Raw genomic sequence first — 19,841 nt, forward strand, 5'->3', positions numbered from 1 at the left:
ATCTATACCATTGATAATGGAATTATTAGCAATCTAAAATTACAGTTGTAAATATTTGTTATTTTATACTATTCTGTAATTCAATGAGCGAAAAAAACAAAAACCATACCATAAATAAATTCTCAATTATAATATATGAAATCAACTATTACATAATTACTTATTATTTGCACTAACTTTACAATAGAAAATCACCTTAAAACCATAAAAAATACACAACATCATTAATTTTAAAAATTCAAATAAAACAACATCTATATTGCTCTCAAAAAATCATAAAAAAAGGGAAACTAGAACTTAGTTTCCCTTTTTTTAAATATTGTAAACCTTTTATTTAACTCTTACTTTAATTGGTTGATTAGGATTAAAAAATATATTACACCCATCCACTTTAACAGTTAACTTTGTAGGTCGAGAACGATAAGCTTCCTCTCCAAATGGTCCTGGTCCATAAGTTCCATTACTAAACCCCTTTGCAGAAAAGTAAATAGAATATTCTCCTTTCTCTAAGTTCTCCGTAGCTGTAAAAGTTACCTTTCCCTTAGATGAATCATACTCCCATACGCCAACACCATTGTCTGTATACTTAAAATTATTATTCGAATTTAAAGCATAACCATCTTCATTTTCAAATCGAAAACTATTAAAGTCTATCATTTCTTCATCATTTCCTCTAAATGGATCTATAACTGGGCCTGAATAAAATGTTGACTCAGAATAAGGATCAAAATGAACTGTTTTCCCTTTAGTACCTCCTACACACATATTTTTCAATAAGTCTATCATCTCTGGCTCAAAAGGAAGACTCACTCTAACATTTTTAACTAAATGTTTCTCATAAGCACCTCCGGTAGCTGCTGCAAAGCCTATCTTAAAGTTATTAGGTATTTTAGTCTTAAAATCATATAGGTTCCCCTCCTGATCTTTTGTTTTAAACTCGTTAGGATAGAAAAAACGTTCTACAACTCTTCCTTCATTTATATACTCTGTAACCCATACTTCTACATAACTCCCTTTCTTATTTTCCTCTGGATAAACAATGACTTTAACTTTGTTATAATTAATATTCCCTCTACTATCAAATCCAGTATACATTTCAAATTTTGTAAAAAATTGTTCATCATGATAGTCATATTCTCCTGTATCGTATTTTAGCTTTGCTCTATTTGTGTTGGCTTTATAGTTAGCATTTATTGTATATAATACGGGATACCCTTTATATCTATCATTTCCAAACTGGCCTCCACGAACAGTAACATGGCTTCCAGACTCAGGCCAATCATACTTAGCAATTCCTTCTTTTTTTTCATAAGCCGCAACTGACCTTGCTTTAAAATCTCCATACACATCCAATCCAACAGCTAAATATCCACCGTTCAATCCTGGAGTATAATTACCATCAATAATATTTCTATATGTATATCCTAAGCTAGCTCCATGTCCTCCAATCTCAAAATCTTTAGTGCTGTCGTATAAGAACATAGTCATACCATCTCCATATCTTCCAATATACTTTTCTCCATCAATCATTGCGTAAGTAAACTCTACTATAATACCAAATTCAGAAGTAAACGGAATAGCATCTAAAGCAAAACCACTGAATTCTTGTGTTTTCCCATCAGAAGTTTTGAAAGTTAACGCTAAACCATCTTTTGAATAACGTTCTGATTTCTCAAATATACCATCACCAAAATACTCAGTAATCTCATCTGGTTTTTCAGTCCCTGTTAAGTCTAAAAAATAAGGAAAAGTTCTTGCTTGTTGTGCCCAAGTAAAACTTGTTAATAAACACGCTATTATTATTGCTATCTTATTATTCATCTTCTCATACTAATTATTAAAATTATATAAAAGCCTATTTTACCTTTAGATAAAATAGGCCTTTTAAAGCTTTATTACTCTCTAACAGCAAATACAATATTAAAATACGTATTTGTACTTATCTCTGCATCTCTCTTCACTTTATACGTTAAATCACCATAATCACTAATTTCTACACTTTCAAACACCTCTTCATCATAATAAAGTACATAATAGTCTAACTCTTTATAATCTAAAACAGGTAATAAGGTATTTTGTGCATTTGAGTTCACTGCTTTTGGTCTTCCAAATTGTTCTTTATAATACTCATACGCATCAATTGTTTTTTCTTCTCCTGGTTCTACAGTAATGTAAAAGGATGGTGCATAAAAGAATTTAGGCATTGCTACTTTACTAGCACTTCCTCCTTCTTTCCATTCTACTCCTCCATTACCATCAGACGTTAGCACATGTCCTTCAGGAGCTTGATTATTATGATAATCTAATGAGGTTAATTTTTCAACCTCAACCCCCTTATCTTTTATAACAGCTCCATATACTGCATCCCCTCTTAATTCATCAAATCCTACAACATCTTTACCTACTTTACCATAGGTCACTGCTTTATCATCAATATGAGTTGATTTAATCGATTTACTCTTGATATCGATACTTGCTCCATTTAATACAGCATCTTTTCCACCTGTTACTTCTATTGGCCCAACTCCTGTTAGATTTGCCTTCGTTATATTCTGTCCAGTAGGAGCTTTAAATTCTACTTTTCCTCCTGAAGCAACAGTTAACACATGCCCTAGAGTTGCACTTTCAGGATTTATTTTTGTTATTGTTACTGCTCCATCTTTAATTTTACCTACTGTTACTGCATCACTTTTCAGTTTTGCCTCTGTTATTGCATAATCTGCTATTTTAGATGTTATTACAGCATTATTAATAATTGCTCTAGTAGCAATCGAATTATTAGTCATATGCTCTTCATCAATATTACTTGGATATATCTCTTTTCTACCTACAGCATTAGCAGCAATCTGTCCATTTTTAATTGCTTCTTTACCGATTTTACTTGTCGTAATTGTACCATCCGCAATCTTTGCATTAGTAACAGCACCATCAGCTAAATGGGTTGTGTTAATTCCGTCTGCTTTAACTGTAATGTCAGCATCGTGTAACAAGGCACCATTTCCATTATTTACATTAATAGAACCAGATCCTTTTAACTCACCTGTTGTAATAGCTCCTGCTGGTAATTGAAATGATACTCCTCCTTTTCCATCAGCTGTCAACACCATTCCTGGGTCAACTACTTTATCTTTTTCTTTAGAGCTTAATTTATCCGAAGTTACATTCTTTGCTGCTATTTTAGCTGTTGTAACTGCTCCATCAGCTAATTGTAATTCTCCAACGCCTTTCTCAGCAATATTCACTGTTGCATCTCCTAATAAAGCATGCTCTTTTCCTGCTCCAGTAATTGTAATCCCTGTTCCACCTGCTAAAGATTTTCCAACCTCTGACATTGCCTCTCCTACATCTTTAAACTCTGCTCCTCCTTGACCATCAGTAGCTAATAATAGTCCTGCTCCTAATTCACTTGAACCTATTTTATCTACAGTTACCTGTCTTGCTCCGATATGGTCAGATTTCACTCCATCTTTTGCAATAACAATATCTAAATTCTGTAAAGCAGCTTTATTACCAGTTGTTACAGCAATGGAATTATCTCCTGAAGTAACAGCTTTCCCCTGTGTAGACGCTATTTTGTCTAGCGTTTGATATGTTGTTGCTCCTTTTCCATCTGCTGCTAAGAATGTTCCTTCTGCAAAGTTATTCTTACCATTAACTGAATTTATTTTAGCTGGAGTTACTGATTTTTCTTTAATATGATCTGTTTGAACTCCATCCTTAGCTATTTCTATTCTTGTTTCTTCTAATAAAGCCTTATTACCTTCTTTATCTATCTTAATAGATCCATTCGTTTTTAACTCAGCTCCTTTTCCTTCAAAAGCAGTCTCACTAAGTTTTACGTAAGCTACTTTCCCTTCTCCTACCGAAGTTAATACTGTATTCACAGCTGCAGTACCAGAAGATATTTTTTCTACTGTTACTGAACCTCCTGCTAATTTATCTGTTGAGATTCCTCCAGACTTAACATCAATTGAAGTTGGTGCTAACACAGCATTTTTACCTGTCGTTCCATTGGTAAATTCAAGAGCTGTTCCAATATTAAGATCAACTCCTCCAGCTTGTACTGCTTCTTTTTCTACATAATCAAACCCACCTTTTCCATCTGTTACTAAAATATAATCAATATCTACAGGTTTTTGATTTTCAATAGAACTCAATTTATCTTTTGTTATACTATTGTTTTTTATCCCCAATGTAACATCTGCTAATAGAGAATTAACTCCATCTCCTTTAGTAATTTCAAGAATATCATCTGTAGTCAAATTACCAGCAGTATTCGTTACTATATCACCTAATTCACCCCATACTACCTCACCATCTTTTCCACTGACTAATACATATTTCTCTCCTATTCCTTCGGAAGAAATATTGTTAGCCATTACTGCTTTTTCTGCTAATTGTGTATTAGTAATACCTCCATCAGCTATGCTTATTTTTGTATCAGCTAATAACTTATCTACTCCATTATCTACCACGATTACACCATCTGTAGATAAAGTACCTTTATTTGCTAATGTTGTAGTAGAAATAGGTTTATAAGATACTGACTGTCCATTCGCTCCTACTGTTGCAACACTACCTGCTACAGCACCACCACCGTCTAACTTACTAACTGAAATAGACGTATCAGCAATACCAATACTAAAGTCTGCTAATACCTTCTCTACACCATTTTCAGAGACAGTAATACCGTCTGTTACACTTACTGTTCCTTTATTAGCTAAAGCAGAAGTCGTTATAGGCTGATAACTTACTGTACCATTTTTACCAACAGTAGCTACTGTACCTTCATTTGCTTTTTCTGCGTTCAATTTACCTATAGTAATACTCTTACCAGCAATATTTGAATCTTGAATAGTTCCAGCAGCAATATGTCCTTGGTCTCCACCTTTGATTCCTCCTTTATTGATTTGAATAGTTGTTTTTTGAGTATCCTTTCCAAATAGAACATTCTCACCACCACTTACCAGAATAACTCCTGTTTCTCCTTCTAAATCTCTCTGAGTTGCAGAATTAACAATCTCATTTGAAGAATAGAAAGCTGCATTACCTGATCCATCTGCAGCAAGAATGTCTCCTTTTTCTGCAATTATATCTCCTTTCTTAGAACTGATCTTATCTGATGTCACAGACAAGCTTTGAAGATGTTCATTTCCTATTCCTTGACTACTTACTTTTAAATCTAATGCCTCTAATAACACTTTTGAAGTATCCCCTGTAGCTGTTAAAGAAGAATCGAGTGTTAACATCTGTCCTGTTACTACAGCAGACATAGGTTCGTATTTTACTGTACCATCAGCTTGTACTATTGGCACAAAATCTTTCTTATCAGTACCAGCGAATAACTTATCCTCTGTAACAGCGTGATCTTTTATCTTTTCAGTAGTAACTCCTCCATTTTTAAGAGAAATTGTCATTTCATGTAATGCAGCTTGATCCCCACCTACTACCTCAATAGCATCATCAGTAGATACTTTTTTACCTTGAGCCGCTACCACATTATAAATCTCTTCCTTAACTTTTACATCCCTAAGAATCTCTAAAATATTTTCAATAACATCATGAGCAACATCAATAGTTGCTAAAGGAGCGTCCTGTGATTTATCATAGAAATCATACTTCCCTTTACCTGCTACTTCTATTTTTAAGGTATTGGCATCAAACTTAACACCAGCTCCTATTTTATTTCCATCTTTATCTACATCTTTCTCACTAAAATAAGTAAATGTACCATCTTGATTATCTTCCAGAATAGTCACTCTTTCTTGTGTCTGTACAATATCTTTAATGATATCACTTGAAGCATCTACCCACTCTGTTTTACCTTCAATATTAGTAACTAAAAGTTGTTTTGCATTTCCTCCTTTTATTTTCTGAGTAGTTACATTCTCATCTACAAGCTTAGACGTAGTAATCGCATTATCAGCAATACTCAACTCTACAGCTTTAAAGACAACATCAGCTACACTCGCTTTACCATCCATTAAAATCCCCTTACCTGATAAAGGAGCTTTCTGTATTTCTACTTTTTCTAATTGTTCTATTTTCTTTGTGATAGATACAATAGCTTCCTCTACATTATTGTACTCGATATTATCTCCTTCAAAGATGATATGACTTGCACGTGTATCAATGATAGCTAAATTCTCTTTTGTAGACTTATCTTTCAATACATACACACCAGGTGTAGTTGTATCTACAGTTAATGTATTCGCATCAAAAGTTACTCCTTTTGCCCCTGAAACAACATTTCCTTTATTATCTACTTGATCCTCATTAAAATAAGTAAATGTACCGTCTTTATTATCTCTTAATAAAGTTATTGACTCTGTATGTTTAACGATATCTTTAATCACATTCTCATTTGCATCTGCCCATCGTACATTACCTACAGCATCCGTTATTAAGATTGTTCTTAATTGTTCCCCAACCATTTTAGTAGCAGTAATGGTCTGATTTTGAATCTTATCTCCTGATACTGCATTAGTTGCTAACTTCTCATTAGTAATACTTGAGTTATTAAGACTAAGTGTTACCTCAGTAAGTGCTGCTTGTGTTCCTCCATCTACATGAATAGCTAAATCCCCTTTTATAGCCTTACCTTGTTGTCCAACTACTTCTTTTAACGTTTTAAACGCAGCTCCACCTTCACCATTAGATGTCAGTACCTTCCCTTCTGGTTCATTTGTTCCTATTTTATCTACTGTTACTGCCTTAGGAGCTATATGTTGAGTTTGAACTCCTTTATCTGCAATATCTATTGTAGTCTCTTTTAATACTGCTTGATTTCCAGCAGGAATATTTAATGATCCATCCGATTTTAACTCAGCTCCTTTTCCAGAAAAAGCTGTTTCATTAAGTTTCACATAAGCAACTTTTCCTTGACCATCAGCGGTTAACACAGCATTTTTATCTGCGCCTATAGAAGAAATCTTAGCAGTAGTTACTCCACCATCTTTCAATCCAATTGTCATTTCTGATAAAGCAGCCTTATCCCCACCTGTAATGGCGATAGCATCTCCTTCAGAAACTTTCTTACCTAGACTTGCTACTACATTATAAATCTCTTCTTTTACATTTATATCTTTTAATAACTCAGTAATATTATTGATAACAGTAGCTTGAATATCAATAATAGCTAAATCTCCATTTCCAGATTTATCTGTAAATACATATTTCCCTTTTCCATTATCTGTAATAGTCAATGTATTTGCATTAAATCGGATACCTGGAGTACCATTCGCTATATCAGTCTCATTTTGATAAGTAAATGTACCATCCTGCTTATCTGTTAATACTGTTACTCTTTCATAAGCAGTAACAATATCTTTGATGATCGTATCTGTTCCATCAACCCATTGTGCCTTACCACCATCATTTGTAATTAATAACTGTTTAGCAGCTCCACCTTTTAATTTAGCAACAGTAACATTCTCATCAGCAATATGATCTGTTTGAACCCCTTTTTCTGCAATACCAATTTTTGTTTCTTTTAAGACTGCTTTATTGTCTAAAGGAATAGCTAACGAACCATCTGATGTCAAATTTGCTTCCGATCCTTCAAAGGCGCTTTCACTTATTTTTTTATAAGCCACATTCCCTTGTCCATCTGCAGTTAACACTGTATTTTTATCTGCTCCAATAGAAGATATCTTAACAGGTGTAATTCCTTTGTCTTTTACATTAATATTAGTTTCTACTAAAACTGCCTTTTCTCCATTACCTTGCGTAATTTCAAGTGCATTACCTACCAATAAATCTTTTCCTCCTTGTAAAACTGCTTCTTTACTCGCATAATCGAAACCTCCATGCCCATCTGTTACCAATATTCTGTCTTTTACAATATTAGTACCAATATTGGTATCGTCTTCTGAACTCAATTTTGCTTTCGTAATACTTTTGTCTGCAATACTTAACTCAGCATCTGCTAGTAATGTATTAATACCAGTTCCTTTAGTTAAAGTAATAATACCATCTGTTGTTAAATTACCTGCTGTATTAGTAACAATATCTTTTAATTCACCCCAAAAAACATTGTCTTCAGAACCACTAATTAAAACACTTTTAGCTTCAATTCCTTTTGAAGAAATCTTATCTGCAGTAACAGATAAATTCTTTATTTTTTGATTTGTTACCGATTCATCAGCCAACTGATCTGTTCCGATTCCTCCATCTCTAATACTTAAAGTTGCTTCAGAGAATAATACTCCAGCCTTAGTATCACCCCCATCTACTTGAATAATCTTATCAGTCTTTAATGCTGCTGCTTTACCAGATACTTCCGTACTTGTCAATGATTTATAACTTACTGTACCATCCGTATTCACTGTTGCTACAAAACCTTCTTGAGTAACTCCATCAGCTACCAATTTAGCTGCTGTTACTTGTCCATTAGCAATATGATCTGCTTTAACCCCATCCTTAGCAATCTCAATATTTAAATCAGCTAATCCAGCTTGATTTCCAATAGGAATATTTAATGATCCATCAGTAGAAGTAATTGCTTTTCCTTGTGCTGCTACTATTTTATATACCTCAGCCTTTACATTAATGTCGCCAAGAATAGTTACAATAGAATTAATTACATCGCTTTCGATATCGATAGTAGCCAATGGATTATCTGAAGACAAATCTTTAAATACATACACCCCCGGTTTACTACTATCAATAGATAATGAGTTTACATCGATATTTACACCTGCAGTATTATTCTTAACAGCCTCTTCATTAAAGTAAGTATAAATTCCTTTACCTATATTTATTAATACAGTTATGGTTTCATTACTATTAACTGCCTCTTTTATAATCTCATCTTTTGCTTCTACCCATTCTGCCTTTCCTCCTTTGGTTACTAAAAGATACTTATCTGCACCAGGAGTAAGTTTTGTTGGTGCTACTTGGCCATCAGCTAAACCTAAAGATACATCCGCAAATACTTTTCCTTCTCCATCATCTACTGTAATACCGTCTTTTACTTTAAGCTCTCCTTTATTGGTAATATTAGTAGTCGAAAGTGATTGGTATGCAACTGAGCCATCTACATTCACAGTCGCCACTGCTCCAGGCGTTGCTCCTGTTGCATCAAGTTTACCTGCTTGAATTGTTTTATTAGCAATATCATCATTGATGATCGTCTCATTCTGGATATGCTTACTTGTAATTCCTCCTGTATTAATAGATATCTTCGTTTCTTTGCCATCTGCCCCAAAAAGAACATCTGTTCCTCCATCAATATTAATTACTGTATCCTCTCCTACCAAGTTTCCTTGCATAGCAGGCGCTACAGATTCTGTTGGTGTTTTGAAGTCAACTTTCCCATCACCATCAGCAGTTAACACAGTTCCTTGAGCAGCTTCTCCAGAACTAATCTTAGAAGTAGTCACTCCACCTTCTTTAATATTAATAGTCAAGTGACTTAATGCAGCTCGTTCTCCTCCTGTAATGGACATAGAGCCATCCGTACTCTCTACCTTTTTACCTTTTGAAGCTACTGTATTAAAGATTTCAGTCTTAACCTCTTCTCTACTTAATATCTCTGTAATATTATCTATTACATTAGCTGCTACATTTATAGTACCTATTGGTTTAGCATCACTTGTTTTATCAAAGAAGTTATATACACCACTACCTTTGCCATTAGCACCTATAACTTCAACTATTGTCAATGTATTGGCATCAAATGTAATCCCCTTAGCTTCAGGTTTACGCACACCATTAGTGTCATAATCACCTTCATTAAAGTACGTAAACTTACCATTCTTTAAATCTACTAATTCAGTTATTGCCTGATTCCCTTTTAAGAAATCTTTAATCACTTCATCTGTTGCATCTACCCACTGTGCCTCCTTATTTACATTCGTCACTAATAGCTGTCCTACTTTAGCCCCTGGAGCTAATTTAGCAGGTGTTACAGCCTTGTTCTGAATCATTTCAGTACTCACTCCATCTTTAGCAATATCTAATTGCATTGCATGTAATACTGCTTTATCACCCCCTACTAATTCAATAGATCCTTTAGGAGAAGTCACTGCTTTTCCTTGTGCTGCTACTGTAGCATAAATATCGTTTTGAACTGTAGTATCATTTAATATTTCTTTGATATTCTCAATCACAGTACCTACTACATCAATAGTCATTAAAGGTGCCGATACAGTTGTTTTTCCATCATAAAAGATATAAACTCCTTTTTCTCCCTTTTTCTCTTCTATTTTAGCGTGTTTGCATCAAATTCAACACCTGCTGTTCCCTCTTTGATATTCTTCTCATTTTGATACGTAAACGTTCCATTAGGATTAACCGTTAGTAATGTAACCGTCTCCTTACTATCTATTACCTCTCCAATAATTGAATCTGAAGCTGGAACCCACTGTACTTCATCTCCTTTAGTAACTAACAAATACTTATCTGCTCCTGGCTTTATCTTCGCTGTTGTGATTCCTTGATTCGCTACAGATATTTTCGCATTAGTAAGAACAGCTTTATCTCCACCATCGATATGGATAGACATATCCTCTGCTTCTAATTTTTGTCCTTTCGCAGCTACTGTATTATAGATTTCATTCTGTACATCACCATCATTCAGAATACCCGTAATATTGTTAATTACAGTCTTTTGAATATCAATAGTTGCTAAATGTTTCTCTCCATCATTGAATATATATTCTCCCTTGCCATTGTCCTTAATAGTTAAAGTATTCGCATCGATTAACATCCCTTTTCCTTCAATAGGCTGTCCGTTAACATCTACTCCTTTTTCATTGTAATAACTATAAGTACCATTATCATTATTTACGACAACTGTTATCGCCTCATGTGTAGACACTATATCTTTAATCACTTCATCTGTTGCAGTTACCCACTCCGCTTTCCCGCTTTTAGTTACCAAGATCTGTTTTTCAGCACCTGGAGCTATTTTAGCTGTTGTCACTGCTTTATTACCTAATTTCTCAGTAATAACGGCTCCATCTCTTAGTTTATACGAAGTTACTGCACCGTCTACCAACTTATCTGTACTGATAGCACCATCTGCTATAGTTAACAGCATTTCTTTTAATACTGCTCCAGCTAATTCTGCCTGATTGTTAATCAAGATTCCACTTCCTTTTACAGAAGCAGGTTTTCCTTGAGCAACTTCTATTTTATGTAAAATATTATCAATTACCTCTTGTAGATTATCTCCCTCTACGATATTAGTTGTATTATCAAAAATAATAGCATTAGCACGTGTACTAATCGTCATTAAAGGAGCCTTAACAGAAGTTAATCCATCATAGAAGTCATAAATTCCTTTTTCTTTTACATCTTTTCTCTCTTCTATTCTTAAGGTATTTGCATCAAAGTAAATTCCTTTATCCTTAATCACATTACCTTGTTCATCAACTCCTTTTTCGTTGTAATAGGTAAATGTACCATTGTGATGATTCTCAAGTATAGTAACCTTTTCTTTCTTATTGATAAGATCTTGAATAATCTCGTCTGTCACAGAGACCCATTTAGCTTCTCCATTCTTAGTCACTAAAATTTGCTTATCTATTCCTGGTCTAATCTTAGCAGAAGAAACACCTTTATCCCTTAGAGATACACTCATTTCCGTCAAAGCCGCTTTCTCACCACCAACAATAGTAATAGCCTCATCTCCTTTAACTAATTTTCCCTTAGTTGCGACACTATTATATATCTCATTAACGACTTGTTCGTCTTTCAGTATCTCTGTAATATTATTAATAACACTACCTGTAACGTTGATAACCTGTGCTACACCTGCCTCATTCGTATACGTATATATACCATTTGCACCTTCCTTAATAGTGGTAATGATATTCAATTCTTTGATAGGAGTCTTTACCTCATGTCCTTTAGTATCTTCTAATACTAAGTCATCTCCTTTAACACCTAATACTTTATTTCGAGGAAAATTGTCTATATTATCAATAACGTCCTGATTATTTACTAATCTAACCCATTCTTTTCCTTTCCAATAGTAAAACCCTGGGGTAACAACATTATTCTCTGTTGTATTAAACACCAATAAGCTAGTCGCTACATCTCCTTTGTTTATAAGTGATTTATCGGTTAAGTCTTTTAAAGGAATACGCGGAATCAATACTCCTCTATATTCTCCTGCATCTGCTTTTAACTCTAATAATGCTGATTTGTGTGGTGCTCTAATTCCAATACCAACTTGTGAAAAAGCTAATCCACTCATCATTAAAACTCCAATAGTAATTACCCTTTTTTTCATATCTCTTTATTATATACTAGCCTAAAAGTACTCAATTATTAACAATTTTTACAGCAATTAAATGTCGTTTTCACAATCGTTACAAGATTCAATTTTAATAATTAACAACAATTACACTGTTTATAGAATACTTCTTTTATTAATTTATTAAATATTAAAATTTAACTATCAACTTTCGTTTAGCTACTTCTAATTTTTAGTTTTAAAAATATTTGATTTTTAAAACTTTTATACCCATATCGTATTAATTTTAGCAAATATCAATATAGATACAGCACAGATTAGGTATATTAACGATTAATCAAATCTTAAAAAGATCTACTATTAAAAAGCCAAAAATCATACCATAAATGGTATGCATATAGAGATAAATGAAATCCTATTATTTGTTTTAAACCCTTACCTGCTATTTGTTTCTAAATAAAAAAAGCAATAAGAAGAATTCTTCTTATTGCTTTTTTTTATTTCTCTTACTTATATATTTAAGGAGTAACTATTTCTGTAGATACATATTTTAGTACAACAATATAATTTTTAGCCACTGGCAAAGTGTTATAAAAATTACCACTACCAAAACGGAATTTAACAGATGTATTTTTACTATTAGTTACATCAGTTACACCATTAATTAATAATTTATTACTACTATCATAAATATGAGCTGTTAATAAATAATCTATATTACTCAATGGAATAGCCTTTATTTCTGAATTATACGTTAAGCTTGTCCCTGGAGGAGTTTCTACTTCTCCATTTATAATTCTAACAGTATAAACTCTTTGCCCCTCAACAGTTTCATTGGTCGCTATTGGTTTAGTAGTAATTTTTATATCGTTACTTTTCAAAGTTTCCCATTGTGGTTTACCATTTATATCTGTTACTAAATGCATATTCTTTTTCTCAATAACAGTAGCTAATTTATCTATTGTAAGAGTACTAGGTGCTATCTTATCATTATCAATAGATTCTTTTTTAATCGACAAATTTACTCCTTCAAGAAGTGCTCCTGTGGCTAGCTGAGTTCCTGTTGTAGCATCCCCTACCACGATAATACCATCAGTAATTAAATCAGCTTTTGTTGGCGTGATCTTACTTTGAGGTACCCATTCTACTTTTTTTCCATCATCGCTTGTAACTAAAACTTGATTAGCTTTATCTTCAGTTGATATTTTAATAGGCATAACACTATTATTACCTATACCAATAGTAACATCATTCAACACAGAAGCTGTCCCATTAGTAATACTAATACCATCTAATACCTTCAGTTCTTTCTTATCAGTGATATCATCTCCATCTACTTTAGGTTTTCCTGGAGCCCATTTAATTCCATCATAAACAAGTGCAAGGTCTTTATCTGTTGCAGGATTTGCTTTAGTTACTTCTACTCCTTTAATCTTATCTACACTTGTACTATCCGCCTTTCCTGACACATCTCCTCCTAAAGTAATACCTGAAGGGTCAGCATTAATTGTATATGTAATTAGTCCATTTACTGGAGGTGCCTCATCAACTTTAATTCCTGTTCCTCCTTCAACCTTAACTTTAGTTGCTGCACTAGTAACTAAGTCTTTAACCCAAGTCTCAAAATTTGTACTTGACTGTAATTCTTTAGATATTTTTATTTCAGTATCTTTTCCATCCTCTGCTTTATACACTAAAACAGTTTCTCCTGCCTCTTGTTTAACGGCTAATTTTGTTAATGTTTCAGATAAATGCTCACTCGATTTAGACATCAAAGCTCTCCAAAGTGTTCCATCCCAAAAATAGAATCCAGATTTCAATACATCTGTTGGAAGTTTTGCCTTGTGGTACACTAATAAACTCTCAGGATATATCCCCCCTTTAATAGTAGTAATATCTTTCTCACCTGTTAGAAAAACACGTGGGATTAAAACACCTTTAGTATCTGATCCTACATCTAACACTGCTGCCCCATCTGGTATGATAGATTTACCAATACCTATGCCCTCTTGAGCTTGCATTGTACTCAGTGCCATAAATGCTACACCTACAAATAGTAATTTCTTTTTCATAGTATTCTTTTTATTTCACAATATTTTCACAAACAAAAATAGTTAAAAACAACTAATAACAACTATAAATTATCTTAACAAATAATAAAACTAATAAAAATATTAACACATTTAACAATAAAAGACAAAATAATTAATACCTCATAATCTTTTACTCTAAAAAAACACACCTACATTCTCCTTCAAACCAAAATTATCTCAGTAATCAAAAAAGAACTACTATTTTAATGCAATAAAATACCAGATATTCCTAATAATAAATAAATTACTTCCTCCTGCTAAAAACCAACTAATTCGAATCACTATACCACAAAAAAATCCCTCAATAACACACGCTACTGAGGGATTCTTATTCTCCTATATATTATCTACTTATTCTTCATCTGCGACTATGGCTTCCCATTGTCCGAATAGGGTGAAACCTATTGCCTTAGCTAAAGCTATAGAAGTATCATTATCTGTCTGGCATCTATACTGAGGTACATGCCCTCTATCGATCACCTCTAGACAAATAGCCTGAACTAAACATGTCGCGATCCCCCTACCTCTATAGGCATCATCCGTTATCACTCCTATATCTGCTAGCTTAGTCTCTTCCCATGGATACACACTCACAGCGCCTACTAGCCGATCTCCATCGAAGGCGCCATATACGATCCAATGCTTTAAAGAAACATAAGCTCCATCGAGATCTTCTTCTGAACACACAGATTCGAATTGTCTAAACGCCTCTTTATCCGTTTCTATAGACAAGGCTCTGATCACTATACCATCTTTGATATCACTAAGCTGTGGGACTTTATTATCTAATAGATAATAAATATAATCTGGTGAGTGCAATTCTAACTTACAGGTAGAGATCGCCTCTCTAAGAGTATGGATAGAGTACTCCTCTAATTCTCTTAGCTTTAATGCTTCTGCTACCATCGGAGTGACTACAGCCATGGTATGCTTATTCGTCATTTCTAAAATCATGACTTTATACAGCTCATCTAAGGCTGGATTAGACACTAATGTAAACACCTCATCTAGATGAATAATACTTCCCTGTACCATCTGAGATCTCCAGTAAGCATGTACTTCTTCTACAAATTCGCCCATGATCTATATACTTCTTATTCCTTATTATTTTATCGTTGTCCCTATCAGAGCACGAGCGTCATAATGACTTATCCCTCTCAGCTTATCCTGAAACACTAACATCAATACTCCTATTAATATAAACGGAACACTTAACCACTGCCCCATATTCAACATCATATCTTGTTCGAAGGCTACCTGATTCTCTTTAAAGAACTCTAACACAAATCTAGTCAGGAACATCAGAATTAAAAAATAAGAAAAGATCACTCCATTATTCCTTGCCTTCTGACTGCGGTATAAAAACCACAAGATCACTCCTGTCAATATATACCCAAAGGCTTCGTATAGCTGAGTAGGGTGACGTGGAATCATATCATCATGAGCAAAGATAACTCCCCAGCTCCCACTCGTCGGCTTGCCATAGATCTCTGAATTCATAAAGTTTCCAAAGCGAATAAATGCTCCTGCTATCGGTACTCCTAAGGCTATTCTATCCAAAATCCAGAATGCTCCTATCTTATACTTACGACAGTATAGATAGATCGCTAGCAGTACTCCGATAGCTCCTCCATGACTGGCTAACCCCATAAACCCTACATAATCATACACTCCATCGACCTTAGCAAAAGGGATAATGATCTCTAAGGGGTGCTGCATATAGTAGTCAAACTCATAAAACAAACAGTGTCCTAATCTAGCTCCTAGTACTGTCCCTACGATAATATATAGTAACAGCTTGTCTAGATATGCCTGTGGGATTCGCTCTTTCTGAAAGACACAACTCACTATCTTATACCCTAGGATAATCCCCAAGGCAAAAAGAACTCCATAATAACGCACAGGTACAGCACCTATTTTAATCATTTCGGGATTGGCATCCCATAGCACAGCAGCTAAACTCATCTATTTAGTTTAATTATTAACAAGGGTACAAAGTACTGCATTTATAATAACCTATAGATATAATATTTTGTTATTTTGTTAGCGCGATTTACTATTCGAGGTACTATCCTCATATACTTATTGGTAGGACAGTGAGTACATACATCCCATCGATTGCCCATAAAGTATGTCATGCTGACGATAGGAAGCATCTCACTAGTAGTTCCACAAACGCATAGAATGAGATTCTTCGCAAGCTCAGAAGGACATAGAGAGCGGAAATACTAACTGTTAATAGCATCTGTAATGAGAATATATCCTCTTATTTATGACCTCCGTGCAATTAAAAAAACTGTATACATTAGCCCATCTTGATACTATCTTAGACTGATATTATGAATATACGAAATAAGAAACAAAACACTTAGCTTGCACTTCTTAGGGGATTCCTAGGAGATTTCTAGGGCTTTTCTTGCCCAGGAGGTGTCTTTGTCGAAGAAAGGTGCAAGAAACCCTCAAGCAATCCCCTAGCAAATCAATACAAAACTAGCCTTAGTTTATGAATTAGTATATTGTTTTTATATTCTGATATTCAATTGTTTATTTTTATTTTTTAAGTAATTGTAAACAACTAGTTATTAATCAAATTCAGATTAATAAGTATGATATCCATTAATACTACTCCTATTATAACCTTTAACATTTTCTTTTAAAGAATTAAATAATACAACATCAATAAATTACATACGATTATTACCTACAAAAAAAACAAAATGAGATTCTTCACAGGCTCAGAATAACATATTGACGGGAAATACTAACCATTAACTATATCATCCTGATGAAGGAAGGATCTCACACGTAAAGCAATAGGACGTGATTCTTTGCTTTACTAATATTAGCATAATATTATTTTTTATATAACAATTCAAAGATTTTACTAAAAATATAATTTTTACAATATATAATACGAATAGACATTATATTTATATAACTCATATAATATGTTATAAAATTACCATTTTTATAATTATTATTTTACTTTTTATAATTATATTCTTTTTAGACATTTTTCATTAAGTTAAAATTATTTTAAATACCTGCTATTTTTATCTATTTTAGAGCAACTAAATAAATAATAAATTATGATTTCAACAAAATTAGGTAGCCTAACAGCTATCTTTCTCTCAATGTTTAGCATGAGTCTCCATGCGCAAACTGAACAAAAAGAAAACCGATTCAAAGTAGGAGTTGATTTAGGGTATACTAACACTTCATTAAATGCTAATATTTCGAATCTAGTAGACTCTAAGTATAATTCTCGTGGAGGTTTTGGGGTTAATATTTCTGCAGAAATGGCCGTATGGAAGAATATATTTGTCTCTACAGGAGTTTCATATTTGCAAAGAAATTACGAATTTGAAAGAACAGGTAGTCGCGAAGGATGGTATTCTAAGTATAGTAATGATTTTATATCAGTCCCCTTATTAGTTGGTGGATACTTAATTAACAATCCATATAATACGAATGGGGTTTGGGTTAAAGCTGCAGGAGGTATCTATACCGAATATTGGGCAAAAATGAAAACTAAAGGACAGTATCCTGTTTTTTCTGAGTTACAGCCTGATGGTTCATTTAATTATACAACAGTTTCTGAAAACTATGATTTTAAGAAGAATGAAAATCAGTTACGCAGGTTATCAATGGGATTACAAGGGCAGGTTCAAGTTGGTTATGCGATAGATAAAATAGACGTCTACCTAGGCTATAATTATCTTTATGGTCTTACAGAGACTTATAAATACGATAGTCCAGGGAACAAAAAGAATACTAGAGATTCGCACATGATTTCTATAGGAGCTGCTTATAAATTTTAATAAAATTACACACGATGAAAAGAGTAAAACATAAAATAACAATACTTGGTTTATCTATATTATCACTATCTTCTCTAACAGTTTTGAACTCTTGTTCTGCTGATGATATCACAATTACTGATCCGAGAAGATTTACTGCAGAGGATGTAAAATCTTATGCCGATTTATTTGAAGTTTTTTGGAAAACAATGGATCAGCAGTATAATTATTTCTATGAGCAAAAGGAACAAGGAGGTTTAGACTGGGATGGGATATATAAGACATATTATCCTAAATTCGCCGCTCTACAAACTTATGGTAGACCTAATGAGGATGATGGCCAAATACATGAGGATTACTTAACTGCTTCTCAGTACTTCAAAGAGATTATGCACCCATTAATTGATCGCCATTTTTCTGTAAAGATTCAATTTCCTGCCACTAGTAAAAATATTATTAGAACCGCTACCTTTTATGGAGGAATGCTAGATGAAGAAATTCCTAATGTATATCCATTTGCACAGAAGTATGGCTATATGGAAGATAGAGTGAATAGTGATGCTTTTAAATCTATTGCAGGTACATTTGGTATCCTTGCAGGTAATCTAAATACTAATCCAGATATCTATTATTTGTCTTTTAGTCAATTTGCAGTAACTAATAATTTGAAGATTACATTAGCGAATAATTATTTAAATCCTGGAAAAGGAAATGCATTGTTATTGACAGAAAGTATCTTAGAAGCTTCTAAAGAATTAAAGGGTATTAAAAATGCTAATATGCGTAATGCTATTAAAAATGTAACTTTTAATATATTAAAAGATTATAATACATATTCTGATTCTAAAGCGTATAAAGCATTCATGGAAGAAGTGACTAAGTTTAATCAGACTGAAGTCGTGAGTAATGAATTTATGTTATCAGCTCAGAATGCGTTAAGAGCATATAATGCTTTACCTAAATATACTACAATCACTCCATACGGAGCTTTGTATAATGCAGAGACAGCAGACTATATAAATTTATTTGTTGGCCTTTTTGATAACCACGTTAAATATGGATATAATTTCCCTGAATTAACAGGTGCTTTAACTCAAGTTTTAACTAGAGGAGAGTTTTATCAGAAGTTCTTAAACCCATTACATACTGGAGAAATTAAGAAAATAATAATAGATTTACGTTCTAATGGTGGTGGAGCTGTTGTAGATGCACGTTTCATTTCAGATCGTTTTATTACTAAAAATGCTGTATTTGCTTACCAAAGAACAAGAGAAGGGAATGGTAGATTTAATTATACTCCATGGGTAGAGGCTAAGACTAAACCACATAATTTTGGAATTCCAGCTAATATTCCTATTGCTGTTTTAACAGATAAAGGTAGTGCAAGTATGTCTGAGATTACTACACTAATGCTGAAGTCACAAGGAAATCATGTAGTGAGTATAGGAGACTATAGCGCTGGAGCAACAGCAGGATTAGGTGCTGTAGATGATTTCAATGGAGGTACTAGAGACGAGATTGCAGGAGGTAAATTAACATTCTATATGCCATTATTAGCTATGAAAGATGCTGAAGGTGTGGTAGTAGAAGGAGTCGGTGTAAAACCAAATATTTATGTAACTCCTCCAACAGATAGTGAAGTAGCACAAATGACTTCACCTACTTTTGTAGATAGAGTTTTAAATGAAGCAATTAATTATTTAAATTCTAAATAGTTAACCTTTTTCAAATAAATATATGCCC

The 19,841-nt window shown here is 33.4% G+C and carries 8 protein-coding genes; 2 read left to right on the forward strand and 6 right to left on the reverse strand.

Annotated features, from left to right (window positions below):
- Nucleotides 1-330: 330 nt before the first annotated feature.
- The 6 genes from MPR_RS13100 to lgt all read right to left on the reverse strand — a co-directional run bounded on the left by MPR_RS13100 (nt 331) and on the right by lgt (nt 16,263).
- Nucleotides 331-1,821 carry an L-type lectin family protein gene (locus tag MPR_RS13100; protein ID WP_041893234.1) on the reverse strand — a complete coding sequence of 497 codons (1,491 nt, stop codon included), beginning with the start codon at nt 1,819-1,821 and terminating at the stop codon, nt 331-333.
- A gap of 74 nt (nt 1,822-1,895) precedes the next feature.
- Complete coding sequence (locus MPR_RS13105) at nt 1,896-10,136, reverse strand: hypothetical protein (RefSeq protein ID WP_041893235.1); 8,241 nt, start codon at nt 10,134-10,136, stop codon at nt 1,896-1,898.
- A 68-nt stretch (nt 10,137-10,204) separates the two neighbouring features.
- On the reverse strand, nt 10,205-12,241 hold the full coding sequence (locus MPR_RS18950; protein ID WP_235280448.1) for a phage tail-like protein: 2,037 nt from the start codon (nt 12,239-12,241) through the stop codon (nt 10,205-10,207).
- A gap of 482 nt (nt 12,242-12,723) precedes the next feature.
- Complete coding sequence (locus tag MPR_RS13115) at nt 12,724-14,277, reverse strand: phage tail-like protein (protein ID WP_041893237.1); 1,554 nt, start codon at nt 14,275-14,277, stop codon at nt 12,724-12,726.
- Nucleotides 14,278-14,649: 372 nt separating this feature from the next.
- Entirely contained in the window at nt 14,650-15,378 is a 729-nt protein-coding gene (locus MPR_RS13120; protein WP_041893239.1) for a GNAT family N-acetyltransferase, read from the reverse strand.
- A 24-nt stretch (nt 15,379-15,402) separates the two neighbouring features.
- Nucleotides 15,403-16,263, reverse strand: a complete 861-nt coding sequence (gene lgt, locus MPR_RS13125) for a prolipoprotein diacylglyceryl transferase (protein WP_041893241.1) — start codon at nt 16,261-16,263, stop codon at nt 15,403-15,405.
- Nucleotides 16,264-17,387: 1,124 nt separating this feature from the next.
- Here lgt and MPR_RS13130 point away from each other — a divergent pair.
- Nucleotides 17,388-18,119, forward strand: coding sequence for an outer membrane beta-barrel protein (locus MPR_RS13130; protein WP_041893243.1), 732 nt, complete (start codon nt 17,388-17,390; stop codon nt 18,117-18,119).
- A 14-nt stretch (nt 18,120-18,133) separates the two neighbouring features.
- Nucleotides 18,134-19,813 (forward strand): S41 family peptidase, encoded by a 1,680-nt coding sequence (locus MPR_RS13135; RefSeq protein WP_041893245.1) that lies wholly within the window; start codon nt 18,134-18,136, stop codon nt 19,811-19,813.
- The last annotated feature ends 28 nt before the right edge of the window (nt 19,814-19,841 follow it).

This window comes from Myroides profundi, assembly GCF_000833025.1.
In the GTDB taxonomy this organism is placed as follows: domain Bacteria; phylum Bacteroidota; class Bacteroidia; order Flavobacteriales; family Flavobacteriaceae; genus Flavobacterium; species Flavobacterium profundi_A.

What these genes read in the sequence shown, in the direction of transcription:
- MPR_RS13100 (WP_041893234.1), bottom strand. Translation starts at nt 1,821, where the DNA reads ATGAATAATAAGATAGCAATAATAATAGCGTGTTTATTAACAAGTTTT.
- MPR_RS13130 (WP_041893243.1), top strand. Translation starts at nt 17,388, where the DNA reads ATGATTTCAACAAAATTAGGTAGCCTAACAGCTATCTTTCTCTCAATG.
- lgt (WP_041893241.1), bottom strand. Translation starts at nt 16,263, where the DNA reads ATGAGTTTAGCTGCTGTGCTATGGGATGCCAATCCCGAAATGATTAAA.
- MPR_RS18950 (WP_235280448.1), bottom strand. Translation starts at nt 12,241, where the DNA reads ATGAAAAAAAGGGTAATTACTATTGGAGTTTTAATGATGAGTGGATTA.
- MPR_RS13120 (WP_041893239.1), bottom strand. Translation starts at nt 15,378, where the DNA reads ATGGGCGAATTTGTAGAAGAAGTACATGCTTACTGGAGATCTCAGATG.
- MPR_RS13135 (WP_041893245.1), top strand. Translation starts at nt 18,134, where the DNA reads ATGAAAAGAGTAAAACATAAAATAACAATACTTGGTTTATCTATATTA.
- MPR_RS13105 (WP_041893235.1), bottom strand. Translation starts at nt 10,136, where the DNA reads ATGACTATTGATGTAGTAGGTACTGTGATTGAGAATATCAAAGAAATA.
- MPR_RS13115 (WP_041893237.1), bottom strand. Translation starts at nt 14,277, where the DNA reads ATGAAAAAGAAATTACTATTTGTAGGTGTAGCATTTATGGCACTGAGT.